The sequence below is a fragment of the Mycobacterium sp. genome, assembly GCF_032159775.1.
Classification (GTDB): Bacteria; Actinomycetota; Actinomycetes; order Mycobacteriales; family Mycobacteriaceae; genus Mycobacterium.
This window is the reverse complement of record NZ_JAVHWK010000067.1, coordinates 15203-27346: the sequence shown is the minus strand read 5'-3', so window position 1 is coordinate 27346 and position 12144 is coordinate 15203. Positions and strand designations below refer to the sequence as shown.

16 protein-coding genes and 1 tRNA gene are annotated in these 12144 nt (G+C 66.1%); 8 read left to right on the top strand and 9 right to left on the bottom strand.

Features of this window, described 5'->3' with window-relative positions; genetic code table 11:
- The first annotated feature begins 45 nt into the window (after positions 1-45).
- On the top strand, positions 46-774 hold the full coding sequence (locus QOJ24_RS07155; protein WP_526260287.1) for a 3-keto-5-aminohexanoate cleavage protein: 729 nt from the start codon (positions 46-48) through the stop codon (positions 772-774).
- Here QOJ24_RS07155 and QOJ24_RS07150 read toward each other — a convergent pair.
- On the bottom strand, positions 764-1210 hold the full coding sequence (locus QOJ24_RS07150; RefSeq protein WP_526260286.1) for a cupin domain-containing protein: 447 nt from the start codon (positions 1208-1210) through the stop codon (positions 764-766). The two genes, QOJ24_RS07155 and QOJ24_RS07150, sit on opposite strands and share 11 nt — an antisense overlap.
- A 46-nt stretch (positions 1211-1256) precedes the next feature.
- Between QOJ24_RS07150 and QOJ24_RS07145 the strand changes: the two genes are divergently transcribed.
- Genes QOJ24_RS07145 through QOJ24_RS07135 form a run of 3 tightly spaced genes read left to right on the top strand, consistent with a single transcriptional unit; the run spans position 1257 to position 3055 of the window.
- Positions 1257-2021 (top strand): alpha/beta hydrolase, encoded by a 765-nt coding sequence (locus QOJ24_RS07145; protein ID WP_526260285.1) that lies wholly within the window; start codon positions 1257-1259, stop codon positions 2019-2021.
- Positions 2022-2030: 9 nt separating this feature from the next.
- Positions 2031-2462 carry a hypothetical protein gene (locus tag QOJ24_RS07140; protein WP_526260284.1) on the top strand — a complete coding sequence of 144 codons (432 nt, stop codon included), beginning with the start codon at positions 2031-2033 and terminating at the stop codon, positions 2460-2462.
- On the top strand, positions 2459-3055 hold the full coding sequence (locus QOJ24_RS07135) for a GNAT family N-acetyltransferase (protein WP_526260314.1): 597 nt from the start codon (positions 2459-2461) through the stop codon (positions 3053-3055). Before QOJ24_RS07140 ends, QOJ24_RS07135 begins: the two co-directional genes overlap by 4 nt.
- A gap of 69 nt (positions 3056-3124) precedes the next feature.
- On the opposite strand, the gene QOJ24_RS07130 is transcribed toward QOJ24_RS07135, so the two are convergent.
- The 4 genes from QOJ24_RS07130 to QOJ24_RS07115 form a co-directional block, all read right to left on the bottom strand.
- Entirely contained in the window at positions 3125-3571 is a 447-nt protein-coding gene (locus QOJ24_RS07130) for an Hsp20/alpha crystallin family protein (RefSeq protein WP_526260283.1), read from the bottom strand.
- A 96-nt stretch (positions 3572-3667) separates the two neighbouring features.
- The gene (locus tag QOJ24_RS07125) at positions 3668-4546 is read right to left on the bottom strand and encodes a winged helix-turn-helix transcriptional regulator (RefSeq protein WP_526260282.1); all 879 of its coding nucleotides are present in this window, start codon (positions 4544-4546) and stop codon (positions 3668-3670) included.
- Positions 4547-6064, bottom strand: a complete 1518-nt coding sequence (locus QOJ24_RS07120) for a carotenoid oxygenase family protein (RefSeq protein ID WP_526260281.1) — start codon at positions 6062-6064, stop codon at positions 4547-4549.
- Positions 6064-7311, bottom strand: a complete 1248-nt coding sequence (locus tag QOJ24_RS07115) for an acetyl-CoA acetyltransferase (protein WP_526260280.1) — start codon at positions 7309-7311, stop codon at positions 6064-6066. The genes QOJ24_RS07120 and QOJ24_RS07115 overlap by 1 nt, the downstream gene beginning before the upstream one ends.
- A gap of 233 nt (positions 7312-7544) precedes the next feature.
- Between QOJ24_RS07115 and QOJ24_RS07110 the strand changes: the two genes are divergently transcribed.
- Entirely contained in the window at positions 7545-8240 is a 696-nt protein-coding gene (locus QOJ24_RS07110) for a GAF and ANTAR domain-containing protein (protein ID WP_526260279.1), read from the top strand.
- 108 nt (positions 8241-8348) lie between these two features.
- Here the strand turns inward: QOJ24_RS07110 and QOJ24_RS07105 are convergent, their stop codons facing one another.
- Complete coding sequence (locus QOJ24_RS07105; protein WP_526260278.1) at positions 8349-8735, bottom strand: DUF6319 family protein; 387 nt, start codon at positions 8733-8735, stop codon at positions 8349-8351.
- A gap of 281 nt (positions 8736-9016) precedes the next feature.
- On the opposite strand from QOJ24_RS07105, the gene QOJ24_RS07100 reads away from it, so the two are divergent.
- Positions 9017-9481 carry an ANTAR domain-containing protein gene (locus QOJ24_RS07100; protein WP_526260277.1) on the top strand — a complete coding sequence of 155 codons (465 nt, stop codon included), beginning with the start codon at positions 9017-9019 and terminating at the stop codon, positions 9479-9481.
- 1 nt (position 9482) lies between these two features.
- Here QOJ24_RS07100 and QOJ24_RS07095 read toward each other — a convergent pair.
- Positions 9483-9555, bottom strand: a tRNA-Arg gene (locus tag QOJ24_RS07095).
- Between the two features lie 64 nt (positions 9556-9619).
- On the opposite strand from QOJ24_RS07095, the gene QOJ24_RS07090 reads away from it, so the two are divergent.
- Positions 9620-9802, top strand: coding sequence for a CsbD family protein (locus QOJ24_RS07090; protein WP_526260276.1), 183 nt, complete (start codon positions 9620-9622; stop codon positions 9800-9802).
- Here QOJ24_RS07090 and QOJ24_RS07085 read toward each other — a convergent pair.
- Both QOJ24_RS07085 and QOJ24_RS07080 read right to left on the bottom strand, forming a co-directional pair.
- A complete protein-coding gene (locus tag QOJ24_RS07085) occupies positions 9799-9993 on the bottom strand; it encodes a hypothetical protein (protein WP_526260275.1) in 195 nt (64 codons plus the stop codon). The genes QOJ24_RS07090 and QOJ24_RS07085 overlap by 4 nt on opposite strands.
- A gap of 53 nt (positions 9994-10046) precedes the next feature.
- Positions 10047-10868 (bottom strand): LLM class F420-dependent oxidoreductase, encoded by an 822-nt coding sequence (locus tag QOJ24_RS07080; protein WP_526260274.1) that lies wholly within the window; start codon positions 10866-10868, stop codon positions 10047-10049.
- A 181-nt stretch (positions 10869-11049) separates the two neighbouring features.
- Here QOJ24_RS07080 and QOJ24_RS07075 point away from each other — a divergent pair, with 181 nt between their 5' ends.
- Entirely contained in the window at positions 11050-12144 is a 1095-nt protein-coding gene (locus QOJ24_RS07075) for a carboxylate-amine ligase (protein ID WP_526260273.1), read from the top strand.

The following is a 12144-nucleotide window of genomic DNA, read 5'->3' as shown; positions in this document are numbered from 1 at the left end:
GCACGCTACTGAAGAAAACCTCGCCGCGACGGGTGAAGATGGGTCATGGTCGATAGCCCGAAGACGTACATCAAGGCATGTATCAACGGCGCCCGCACCCCCGACCAGCACGCGAATCTGCCGGTAACCCCCGAGCAGCTCGCCGCTGCGGCCCTGGCCGCTCACCTGGCCGGCGCCAAGGCGGTGCACATGCACCCCAAGACCACCGAGGGCGTCGACTCGCTGGAGCCGGAAGTCGTCGGGGCGGCGGTCGAGGCGGTGCGGCATGCCGTCCCCGGACTACCGCTGGGGGTGACGACGGGCTTCTGGGCGCTGTCGGATCCCGACGAGCGGCTGCGCACGGTGCAAGGCTGGGAGGTGCTGCCCGACTTTGCGTCGGTGAACTGGCACGAGCCCGGTTCTGAGCCATTGGCGCACCAGCTGCTTCAAATGGGGGTCGGCGTCGAGGTCGGCATCTTCCACGCCGAGGCGGCGGCGTCCTGGGCGAAGTCGGATATGGCCGCTCACTGCATGCGGGTGATGGTCGAACTCGGTCCCGACGGCGACACCGACACCGCCGACGATGTCCTCAGCGAGGTACTTGCGGCCGGCTCGCCTGCCCCGGTGTTGCTGCACGGCCTTGACGAAAGTTGTTGGCCGCTGCTGGAGCACGCGGGATTGCGCGGAGTGCAGGCCCGGATCGGCATGGAGGACACCCTGCTGCTGCCCGACGGCAGCACTGCGCCCGACAACGCGGCGCTGGTGTCGGCTGCGGTGGCTCTGCTCAGTCGGTAGGAGCGGCCAGCGCGAAGTCGGCGTAGTCGAATCCGGGCACCACGACACAGCTGACAAGGGATGGCTCGTCGTCGCGCGGCCGGGCTCGCTGCCAGTGTCCGGCCGGGACAACCAGCTGCGGATTCTCTCCGGCGATGATGTCGGCACCCAGCAGATGCGTTGCGGCGCTTCTCTGTTCGGTCCCAATTTCCAGCAGCAGCGGGCTGCCACGGTGGTAAAGCCACAACTCCGCGCTGCGCACGGTATGCCAAGCCGATTGCTGACCGGGCATGAGCAGGAACAGGATGGCTGTTCCGGCGCTGCGTGAACCGGCGTAGTCCGGCGGCAGCGCGGACTGGGGCGTCGTCAGCGGACTGCGCCACGTCTCGGAGAACCAGCCACCCTCCGGATGGGGGGACAGGTCGAGCCGCTGCGCCCAGTCGGGAAGTTCGCTCATCGCATTACCGCCCTCAATGTGGTGTCAAAGTCCCACACTAGAGACGATGTCGAACGTCACGGCGCCGATTGTGCTGATCCACGGTCTGTGGTTGTCGGCCGATAGCTGGCGGGCCTGGGTCCAGAGGTATCGATCCGCGGGCCACATCGTGCACGCGCCGGACTGGCCGGCAGATACCGGAATCGGATTGGCCGAAGCCACCGAGCACTTCGACGCGTTCGTCCGCTCCCTGCCCGACGTGCCGATCATCATCGGCCACTCGATGGGCGGGTTGATCACCCAGTTGCTGCTCGACCGCGGACTCGGACGCGCGGGAGTCGCCATTGCGCCGTCGAAGCCGCGCGGGGTGCTGCGGGCCCCGCTGTCGATGTGGCGGTCGGCATGGCCGTGGCTGCGTGACCCGCGCAACCGAGGCAAAGCCGTACCGATCAGCGCGGCCCACTTTCACTATGTTTTCGCCAATACAATTCCGCGGGCCGACTCCGATAAATGGCATTCCGAGTTGGCGATACCGGCTCCCGGCACGGCGCTGTTCGACGTGTCCACCGCCGATCTCCTGCCGAAGTCCAAGGCGGCGAGCGTCGTCGACTTCGCGAACCCCGACCGCGCACCGCTGCTGCTCGTCGCGGGCGACCGTGACCACGTCATGCCCGCGTCGGTGGTCTACGAGAACTTCAATCGCTACCGCCGTTCGTCGGCGCCGACGGACTTCAAGGTCTTCCGGGGCAGCCCGCACCTCATCACCGTCCTCGACGGCTGGGAAGACGTGGCGGATCACGCGCTGACCTGGACCGCGGTCCATACCCGATAGTCTCATCGCATGGTTCGACTGAGCCCCGGCTGGCTGGTCGCGGTCTGCGCCGCGATTCTCGCGGTAGCGGCATGGCTGCCATGGCTGACCACTCGTGCAGCGGGTGGTGGTCGCGCCAATGCTGTCGGCGGGGTAGTGGGAAACCTGACGTTGCCGCCGCACTTCAGCGCCGGTCAGCTCATCGCGCTGTTGGCATCGACGCTGATCGTCGCGGGCGCGATGGCGGCGCGTGGGCTGTCAGCGCGCGTGGCTTCGTCTGCGGCGCTGGCGATCTCGGTACTGATCGCCGTTCTGACAATGTGGTATTACCGGCTCTACGTGCACGCACCGGTGTCCGCAGGCTACGGCTTCTACATCGGCGCGGCCGTGACGTGCTTGGCGATCGTGCTGTCGGTGTGGGCCATGGTGGCGGCGTGGTCGGCAGTCGGGCGGCGGTCATGAGCGGCTTCGTCGAGCCGGTGACGTTGACAGGCGAGCAGTGGGTGACCCTGGAACCCCTTAGCCGTGAGCATGTTTCGGAGATCGCGGTGGCGTCGGAAGATGGCGACGTGGGCAGTCTCTGGTTCACCGGCGCGCCGTCTCCGCAGACCGCGTCGCAGTGGGTCGACATGCGGCTCGGTCTACAGAAGCCCGACACCGGTCTGACCTTCGTCGTGCGCCGCATCGACGGCACCCTGATCGGTTCGTCGAGCTACCTGAACGTCGACGCGCCGAACCGCCGACTCGAGATCGGCAACACCTGGTACGGCGCCTCTGCCCGGCGCAGCGGCGTCAACACGGAGACCAAGCTACTGATGCTAGGCCACGCGTTCGACGTGTTGAATTGTGTGGCAGTCGAATTCCGTACACACTTCTTCAACTTCGCCAGCCGCACGGCGATCGAGCGGCTCGGCGCGAAACTGGACGGGATTCTGCGCAGCCATCAGCTAGTACCGGACGGAACGCGGCGGGACACCGTGGTGTACTCGATTCTGGATGTCGAATGGCCCACCGTGCGTACGCATTTGCAGTTTCTCCTGACCCGCCACGGCTAAGCACCGAGACTGCGGCCAGATCGCAGAATCTGCCCGGATCGCGATCTGTCCGCAGTCTCGAAGGCGTGCTTACTCGGCGTCGACTGTCGTCGGAATGCTCTTCTTGCCTGCGCCGTGTTCGATGTCGATCTTGCGTGGCTTCGCACGCTCGGCCAACGGGATCGTCACCGTCAGAACGCCGTTCTCGTAGGTAGCCGAGATCTTGCTCGTGTCGATGCCTTCACCCAATGACAGCTGGCGTCGGTAGCTGCCGAAGAAGCGTTCGTTGGTCAGCCATTGGACGGATTCATCGCTGCGGGCGGTGCGATGCGCCGAGATCGTCAAGGTGCCGTTGTCGACGTCCACGTCGACCGAGCCCGGATCGACGCCGGGTAGATCGGCGGTCAACACATAGTGGTCGTCGAGCTTGCACAGATCCATCGGCATGAACCGAGGAGTGCGATTCGATCCGGTCTGGCTGGTCAGCAAGTTACGGGTCACGGCGTCAAGGTCACTGAACGGATCAAAACGAAGCACAGCAATTCACCTCCTATGTCGACTCAGAGCCCGCCACCCTGGCGGGCGACCAAATCACTGTGCGCCAGCGATATTAGCACTCTCGATGTGAGAGTGCTAGATCGCGGTGACCTCATTTCCATGTAGCGGTCGGCTGCACTGGTCGCAGGTCATGACCGCGGAAAACCGCTGGTCGCAGGCCGTATGTGTGACTATCACCGCCGGGCCCTCCGGCTCGCGGAACCACCGCTGGGCCCACTGCAGCGCGAATATCAGCACCGGAAAAAGGGCGCGGCCCTTCTCAGTGAGCCGGTAACGGTTGTCGGTGTCGTCCAACACCTCGTTCGCCACGAAGATCCCCATGCGGTCCGCGATCGATCCCGGCGGAGCGTTGAGCTGTGTCTGAAAGTCGGTGAACCGGCTGACCCCGACGAACGCGGCGACCAGGATCGCAAACGACCACCGGTTTCCGAGCACGGTCATGGTCTGCGGGAAAAGGCCGGCCTGTCTCGTCGCCGACCGTCGCCGCGTGACGGCGGCCGGTATCGACCGCGGCCATGAGCCACTCGGGCCCCATTGCGCGACAACGTCTTTCTCGCTGACGGTCTCACCGCAGGAACCGCAGCTGACCAGCGGCGCGAAGTTCTCGCCGCAGACGGTGTGCCGCATGAGGGGCACCGGGTCCTGGTGGTCGGGGACCCAGACGCGCTCCCAGTTCCAGATCGACACCAGCATCGGCCACAACGAGCGGCTGCGCGCCGTGGTCAGGTACTCAGAACGCGGCGGGTTGGTCTGGTAGACCCAGGGTTTCACCAACTCGTTGTCTGCAAGCGATCGGAGCCGGCTCGACAGCACCGAGTGCGAGATCGGCAGGCGGGACCGGAAATCGCCGTACCGGGTGGCGCCCATGAGCGCCTGCTGCACCACCAGCAGCGTCCACTCGTCGCCGAGCAGACCGAGCATCCGGGCAACCGCGTTGGGCGCGGGCTGCGCCACCTACAGCCCGATCGCGGCAGGCGCGTCGTCGGCCTCATGCCAGCGCCGCAGCGACGACCCGTCGGCCCACGTGGAGTGGGTCCCGCTCGAGATCCGCTCCGGTAAGCGCAGTTTGCACACCGGGCCGTCGGTGACCCTCGCGGCGTCGAACACCAGGCAGTAGGACGCGTCATCGTTCATGTCGGTGGTCAGGGTGACCAGGTAGCCGTCGTCCTCACCATCGCTGCCGACGCGCGGCGCCACGGCGGTTTCGCTTCCGTACACACCGTCGTCGAAGGCGTAGCGTTCCTCCGCCCCGGTCTGCACGTCGTGTTTGACCAGCCCGTCGAACAGGAACCAGCCGGGCTTCCCCGTGGCCGCGTAGGTGTAGCGGTAGTCGCGACCGCCGTAGGCGGCGTTGATCATGCCGAACTCGGTGATGCTGTCGGTCAGCTGCTCCTCGGTGGTGGCGCCGGTGACTAGGTTGAAACGCCAGCGACGCAGCCGCGTCTGCAGCCGGTCGAGGGCGAGGAACCGGAATGCCTTGTCCCATCGGCTTCCTGTCAGGCTGTCGACGGGCGCAGGGTCGCCCTCGTAGAAGCCGTCGAGCACGATCTCCTCGCCGTCCTCGTAGGCGTTGGTGAAGTGCAGCACGAACGTCGGGTCAGCCTCGAACCACGTGATGTCCTGCGGGCCGCCGCGTCGCGGGATGACCGCGAAGCGCGAAGGCACGTCCGGATGGAACCCGGGCAGGTGGATGTTCGCCTCCAGCAGCTTGGGATCCCAGAACAACGGAAAGTCGTTGAGGATGGCGTAATTGGGCGTGAACGCCATGTCGTGCGGCAACCGTGGACCCGGGAGCGGGATATCGGTGAGGTGCACCAGATCGTTGTTGGCGTCGACCACGCCGTAGCGCATGTACGGGGCCTGCTTGCTGTAGGTGAAGAACAACAACTCGTCGGTGGCGTCGTCGACCTTCGGATGCGCCGAGACCCCCCAGTCGAACGGGAACCTCCCGTTGAAATCTTCTTTACCGGTGGTCTCGGCGGTGAACGGGTTGACGCGGTAAAGATCGCCGCACTGATAGAAACTTGTCAGCGCGGTGCCGCGGTGCACGGTGACGTCGGTGCTCGACGCGTCCTTCATCAACGTTCGCGCGCTCCAGCCGTAGTCGCGCTTGGCGACCTGCACCGGCTCGGCCAGACCGGGCCACAGGGCGCCACCGGCTTCGGCTTCGGCCGCCAGCCCGTCGGTGCGAACGAATCGGTTGCGGTAGAACGCTTTTCCGTCCCGGAAACCGACGACGTGGATCATGCCGTCGCCGTCGAACGGGTGGTAGAACTTCAGCGACGGATGCAGCGGGTTCTCGGTGTTGCGCAGATAGACTCCGTCGAGATCTCGCGGAATTTCGCCTTCGACAGCGATGAGATCATCGGCATCCCACTCCGTGGTCTGCGGCCGCCACGGCCCCGTGCGGTACGGGTGGTCGTCGTCTTGCGGCAGCGTCGACAAAAACTTGCCAACGACTTCTACATCCATCAGAACTCCTTCGCCGATCCGACGACGAAACTCACCGTGGTCGCGGTGCTGCCGCCGAAGTTCAACGTGCCGAACGTCTTTGCGCCGTCGACCTGATATTCGCCGGCAGTGTCGCTGACCTGCTTGGCGGCGTCGAGGAGCATGCGCACACCCGACGCGCCGACGGGGTGTCCGCCGCCGATGAGGCCGCCGCTGGGGTTGATCGGCAGCGCCCCGCCGATCTCGATCTCGCCGTTCTCAATGGCCTTCCACGATTCGCCGGGACCAGTGAGCCCGATGTGGTCGATGGCGAGGTATTCGCTCGGCGTGAAGCAGTCGTGCACCTCGAACCCGTCGACGTTGTCGAGGGTCACATTGGCTCGGTCGAAGGCGTCGAGCACCGCACCGCGCACGTGTGGCAGAACGTAAGGCCCGTCCGCGGATCGGTCGAGCTTGTGCTGCAGGCCGAGGCCGACGGTGCGATGGCCCCAGCCGTCGACCCGTCCGATGGGGCGGACACCGGGATGATTGCGCAGGAAGTCGTCGGTGACCAGCACTACGCCCGCGGCTCCATCGGTCATCTGGCTGCAGTCGAAACGACGCAGCCTGCCTTCGATGACGGGGTTGACCTCGTCGTCGAGGGTGGCGTCACCGTCGCGCCCGGCACGCAGGTCGGGAATCGTCCAATTGCGCGTCTGCGCATTGGGGTTCGACAGGGCGTTGGCGAAGTTCAGCGCGGCGATCGCCCGCAGGTGGGATTCGTCCAGGCCGTACCGCTGGTCGTATTCGTCGGCGACGCGGGCGAACATGCTCGGCCACATGAACGTGGCGTCGGTGCCCTCGTGCCCGATCCATGCCGCAGCGCCGAGGTGTTCGGCGGCGGCGTCGCCCGGCACCGTCTTCTCCAGCTCGAGGCCGACCACCAACGCGGACTCGTACGCACCGGACCGGAGATCGGCGATCGCGGCCAGGGTCGCGACGCTGCCGGAGGCGCACGCCGCCTCGTGGCGCGAAGACGGTGTGTCCCAGAGCCCTTCGTGCACGGTCGCGGGCATCGCGCCGAGGTGGGCCTGGCGGGCGAACAGCTCACCGAAGGCGTTGGCGACGTGCACGACGCCGATCGCGCCTGCGTCCATCCCCGCGGCGGTGAGGGTGGCGTCGACCACTTCGCGGGTCAGGTCGGCGAAATCGAGGCATTCGCGGGTCAGGTTGCGGCTGAAGTCGCTTTGATAGCCGCCGAGAATCCAGACGTTGGTGGTGCTGCCCATAATCGGACGATACTACAACTAACAGAGTGACTGGCTGTGATCAGCGAGGAAGGCAGGGCGGCCCCGCCGGCTCGTAGTCTGAACCGGCGGAACCTCGGCCGGTGCGGTGGTCGACCGCCGCACCCGCCTGACGCGCAGCATTGCCAGGCTCAGCGCACGACAAACGTGATCAGGCACTTGATACGCGTCCCGCCCGGTGTGTGTGTCGGCACCGGAACGGGAACACACCGGTCATGACCGAATCGTCGAACTACGATCTGGCCGCGCGGATGGCCGAGCTTGCCCGCACCGCGGCGGCGCCGCGCACCGTGAACGAGGTGCTCAGCGATGTCACGGCGACCGCTCAGGAGCTGATCCCCGGGGTCGACACCGCCGGTGTGCTGATGATCGGCAAGGGCGGCAAGTGGGCCTCGTTCGGCGGCACCTCCGACCTGCCGCACAAGCTGGACGAATTTCAGATGGCGCACGGCGAGGGACCCTGCGCCGAGGCGGCGCTCAATGAGGTGATTGTGCGCACCGACGACTTCCGCAACGAAGAACGATGGCCGAAGTATTCACCCGAGGCGGTTCGACTCGGCGTGCTCAGCGGGCTGTCGTTCAAGCTGTACACGGCCAACCGCACCGCGGGGGCGCTCAACCTGTTCGCATTCGAGCCGCAGGCGTTCGACGGGGAGGCCGAGACGATCGGCATTGTGCTGGCCGCCCACGCCGCCGCGGCGATCCTGGCCAGTCGTGAAGGCGAGGAGCTGCAGTCCGCGCTGTCCACCCGCGACCGCATCGGTCAGGCCAAGGGCATCATCATGGAGCGTTACGCCGTCGACGACATGCGCGCGTTCGAGATGCTTCGCAAGCTCTCGCAGGACAGCAACACCAAGCTCGTGGATGTCGCGATGCGCGTCATCGAGACGCGTGGTGACGGGAACAGGTGACCGGCGTCCCGCTATGACTCCCCGGCGCGGGGAATGACGCGCAGGTCGCCATCACCGCTCCGGCGTTCGTCTGCGCGCTCGTTGCCGGTAAAAACCAGAACGGTCGGTTCAGGAATCTGAGTCGAGATCGGCGAGAGCCTGGCGGGCGGCTTCCAGTTCGGCTTCAAGCGCGGCGACTTTGGCGGCCTGTTGAGAGCGCGCTTCTTCGATGACCTCATCGATCGGGGTGGAGAGGTCTTCGTGCAGTTCCCTGGCCGCGCGGGAGACGGCGGCGGCGGCGACCGCGAGGTTGCGTGCCAGGTAGGTGGTGCCCCGCTTGAGCTCGGCGCGCCATTCGCCGTCGGCGGTACCAGTGACGGTGAGGGTCAGCTCGAGAGTCTTGGTCTTCTTGCCGGGAGCCTTCTTGGCGGGGCTCTTTTTCACAGTGGAAACCGAGACGTCGGGAGTGTTGACATCGGCGGGCGGGGCCTCTGCCGGCAGGGTGTCTACAGTCATCGTTACGGCTTTCTCCTTCTTGGTGCGGCCCCGCAGTGAGCGGGACGGCGTGACCATTCATTAGAACACACGTTCGAAAGTCTGAGCGCAGCTGTAGCTCGGCCGCCGCGCAGCGGCGTTTAGCGGCCGCAAAGGCGGGCGGGCATATGACGCCGACGAAAATAACCCTTGACCTGGTTATCCGTGAGGAGTAGAACGAAATTGCTCCGTAGGCCATCTGACGTCGAGAAGGGTTGCCGAGCAACCGAAGGCACACGATATTCCGAAAAAGGGGTATTGCTATGCAACGTCATCCGGAACTCGATGAGCAGTACGCCGTTGTGCACTCCATCAACGGCAACGGCGACAAGGCACGATCCCGGCAGGATCGACAAGCGGTCGACGGGAACTCGACTGCAGCCGACGGTGTCGACATCGACGGCGCGGTGCTGGAGCGAAACCTCCAGGACGAGGTGACGGCAGCCGTCGCCATGATCACCGATCATCGGGCGGACATCGAACAGGCCAAAGGCATGTTGATGCTCGTCCACGGAATGGCTGACCCACAGGCTGCCTTCGAGCTGCTTCGGTGGAGGTCCCAAGAGACCAATACGAAGCTGAGAGTTCTTGCCCGACAGGTGGTTGCCGATTTCGTCGGCGTCAGCGGCCGTGAAACGCTGCCAGCTCAATCGACCTACGACAAGCTGTTCCTGACCGCACATCTGCGCGTCGAATCGGATGCCGAGTCGGAGGAAGACACGGGATAAGTGCCCCCGGCAGGATTCGAACCTGCGACACCGGCTTTAGGAGAGCCGTGCTCTATCCCCTGAGCTACGAGGGCGCGACGCAGGGAGCTTACCGTGCACCCAGGTTTCCACTCGCTGCGCAGCGGAAACACTGCACCTATGAGCGCAACACGCAAAGCCAAGGCCGAGTTCGATCGCGTCGTCGGTCGGGCCAAAGAAGAGATCGGTGACGCGACCGGAAACGCCCGGCTGCGCAACGAGGGTCGGTCCGATCAGGCGCGGGCCCGGATGCGCAAGACGGGCCAACGGGTGAAGGACGCGCTGCGCGGACGCAAGTACTAGGCCGCAGGCCGCGGCTTCTGCTCGAGCAGCGATCCCTGCTGCCCGCACAGCGCGACCACCGCCACATGGCAGCGTCGCGATGACCATTGCGGGTAGTCGCCGCGCACCCATTGCGCGAAAGCCGCAGGACAGCAGGCCACTGTGATGACCAGTTGTCGTGCGCGGGCTATCGGACCGGTGGTGCTCGCCATGAAGACGTGAAATTCCCGTCGTCCGCCGGTTCAAACGCACGGCGACGATCCGGTCAGCGCAGTTCTTCGATCACCTTCGAGAACGCCTGCGCGTGCTTGTCCTGGACGATCAGGTAGCTCACGCCGTATGTGTCGCGATACCCGCGGACGGTGTCGGCCATCTCGCTCGCAGAGCCCGACAGCACGGCGGCCGTCTGCATCAACTCATCGTCGGAAAGAGCGGGCAGCGCTCGACGAATTATCGACAGGTCTGGCTTGCCCGACCCGTCTCTGGGCAGCGCGGTGATCGCAAGGTTGAGCTCGAGGTCGTCGAAGCGGTCGCCTGCGGCGTTGCGGACGAAGTCGACCCGCTCGGCCAGCGCATCCTGATCCCCGGTGATCCGTTGACCTCCGGTCAGCCCGATGATGTTCGCCTGCCGTGCCGCCACCGTCAGCAGCCGGTCCCCGTTGCCTGCGATCAGGACCCGCACGTCGGGCAGGTGCTCGGCCATGTACTCCGTCACGTGTGCCAGGTAGTCGATTCGCTCGCGTGCGCTGGGATACCGCAGCTCGGCTGCCTCGAACTCGTGTTGCGCATAGCCCGCGCCCAGCCCCAACTCGAACCGGCCGCCGGACAGGTCGCGCAGCGCGGCCACGTCGCGCGCCAACAGCGCAGGCTTGTAGAAACACGCGTTGAGCACGAACGTGCCCATGCGCAGCGTCTTGGTCGCCGCGGCCGCCGCCATCAGCGTGGGAAATGGCGCCGGTGCGCCGATGTGGTCGGGCAGGTGCAGCACGTCGAAGCCGAGGTCCTCCGCTCGGCGGGCCTCGTCCTGAACCGACGATAATGACTTGGCGCCCCGCAGGCCGACGCCGAACCGGAAATCCTTGGCCACCCCATGATGTTAGGCATCCGAAACAATTGCTTCCGCGGGCATGTTTGACGGCGACCGGATCGGTCAATTCTGACCCGCTAGTCTTCGCGGCCCAGCGGAGCACACCGCTCAAGGAGCCACCGCGCGATCCGGCCCGTCGAGAGATCCCTCCGGCGGGCCGGATCAATACTTTGAGGCAGTCATGGCCAGCCACCCCACCTTCGGCGTCGAGGAAGAGTTCCTGCTCGTCGACCCCGACAACGGCGAACCGGTCGCCCGCAACGCGACCGTCGCCGACCGCGCCAAGGCGCGCGGCGTCGACCTCCAGCTCGAGCTGACCAGCTGCCAGGTGGAGACCGCGACCGACGTGGCTGACACCAGCGACAAACTTCGCGACGAGCTGACTCGGCTGCGCCGCATCGCCGCAGAGGCGGCCGAGGCCGACGGCGCACGACTGCTCGCCGTCGCTCTGCCACCGACGGTCCCGCACCAGTTCCCGATCACCGACAAGCCGCGCTACCGCAAGATCGCCGAGCGGTTCGGGATGATCGCCCACGAGCAGGGCATCTCCGGCTGCCATGTGCACGTCGCCGTCCCTGACCGCGAAGCCGCGATCCGCGTGGGTAATCGGTTGCGGCCGTGGCTGCCGCTGCTGCTGGCGCTGACCGCGAATTCAGCGGTGTACCGCAACACCGACACCGGATACGCCAGCTGGCGAGGCATCCTCTGGCAGCGCTGGCCCAGTGCGGGCCCGCCGCCGGAGTTCGAGTCCGCAGCCGAGTACGACGCCGTCGTGCACATGCTGCAGGAGACGGGCGCGATGCTGGACGACGGCATGGTCTATTGGGATGTCCGTCCGTCGGCGAACTTCCCGACGGTCGAGGTGCGCGTCGCCGATGTTCCCGCAACCGTTGCTGAGACTGTCCTGCTCGCGGCGTTGGTCAGGGGCGCCGTGATGACGGCGCTGGAGGCGGAGCAGCGCGGCGAGAGCCTGGCCCCGTTGGCACCGCACGCTCTTCGGGCCGCGTATTGGAAGTCGGCGCGCGAAGGGCTCGACGGTAACGCGGTCGACCTGACCGAAAGCCATGCCGCTGTGCCTGCGCTGGAACTGCTGAACCGGCTGATCGATCACGTCCGGCCCGCGCTCGAGACGGTCGGCGACTACGACATGGTGCGCGGCGAGCTTGCCCGTGTCGCGGAGGTCGGCAACGGCGCGATGCGCCAGCGGCGGACCTGGCAGCGCAGCCACGACATCGACGACGTGCTCGCCGAGGCGGCGGCCGCAACGCTGGAGTGA

Coding starts and splice junctions, on each gene's coding strand:
- QOJ24_RS07085 (WP_526260275.1), bottom strand. CDS start 9,993: ATGGCGAGCACCACCGGTCCGATAGCCCGCGCACGACAACTGGTCATC.
- QOJ24_RS07115 (WP_526260280.1), bottom strand. CDS start 7,311: ATGGGCAGCACCACCAACGTCTGGATTCTCGGCGGCTATCAAAGCGAC.
- QOJ24_RS07145 (WP_526260285.1), top strand. CDS start 1,257: ATGTCGAACGTCACGGCGCCGATTGTGCTGATCCACGGTCTGTGGTTG.
- QOJ24_RS07075 (WP_526260273.1), top strand. CDS start 11,050: ATGGCCAGCCACCCCACCTTCGGCGTCGAGGAAGAGTTCCTGCTCGTC.
- QOJ24_RS07140 (WP_526260284.1), top strand. CDS start 2,031: ATGGTTCGACTGAGCCCCGGCTGGCTGGTCGCGGTCTGCGCCGCGATT.
- QOJ24_RS07135 (WP_526260314.1), top strand. CDS start 2,459: ATGAGCGGCTTCGTCGAGCCGGTGACGTTGACAGGCGAGCAGTGGGTG.
- QOJ24_RS07150 (WP_526260286.1), bottom strand. CDS start 1,210: ATGAGCGAACTTCCCGACTGGGCGCAGCGGCTCGACCTGTCCCCCCAT.
- QOJ24_RS07155 (WP_526260287.1), top strand. CDS start 46: ATGGTCGATAGCCCGAAGACGTACATCAAGGCATGTATCAACGGCGCC.
- QOJ24_RS07110 (WP_526260279.1), top strand. CDS start 7,545: ATGACCGAATCGTCGAACTACGATCTGGCCGCGCGGATGGCCGAGCTT.
- QOJ24_RS07100 (WP_526260277.1), top strand. CDS start 9,017: ATGCAACGTCATCCGGAACTCGATGAGCAGTACGCCGTTGTGCACTCC.
- QOJ24_RS07105 (WP_526260278.1), bottom strand. CDS start 8,735: ATGACTGTAGACACCCTGCCGGCAGAGGCCCCGCCCGCCGATGTCAAC.
- QOJ24_RS07090 (WP_526260276.1), top strand. CDS start 9,620: ATGAGCGCAACACGCAAAGCCAAGGCCGAGTTCGATCGCGTCGTCGGT.
- QOJ24_RS07120 (WP_526260281.1), bottom strand. CDS start 6,064: ATGGATGTAGAAGTCGTTGGCAAGTTTTTGTCGACGCTGCCGCAAGAC.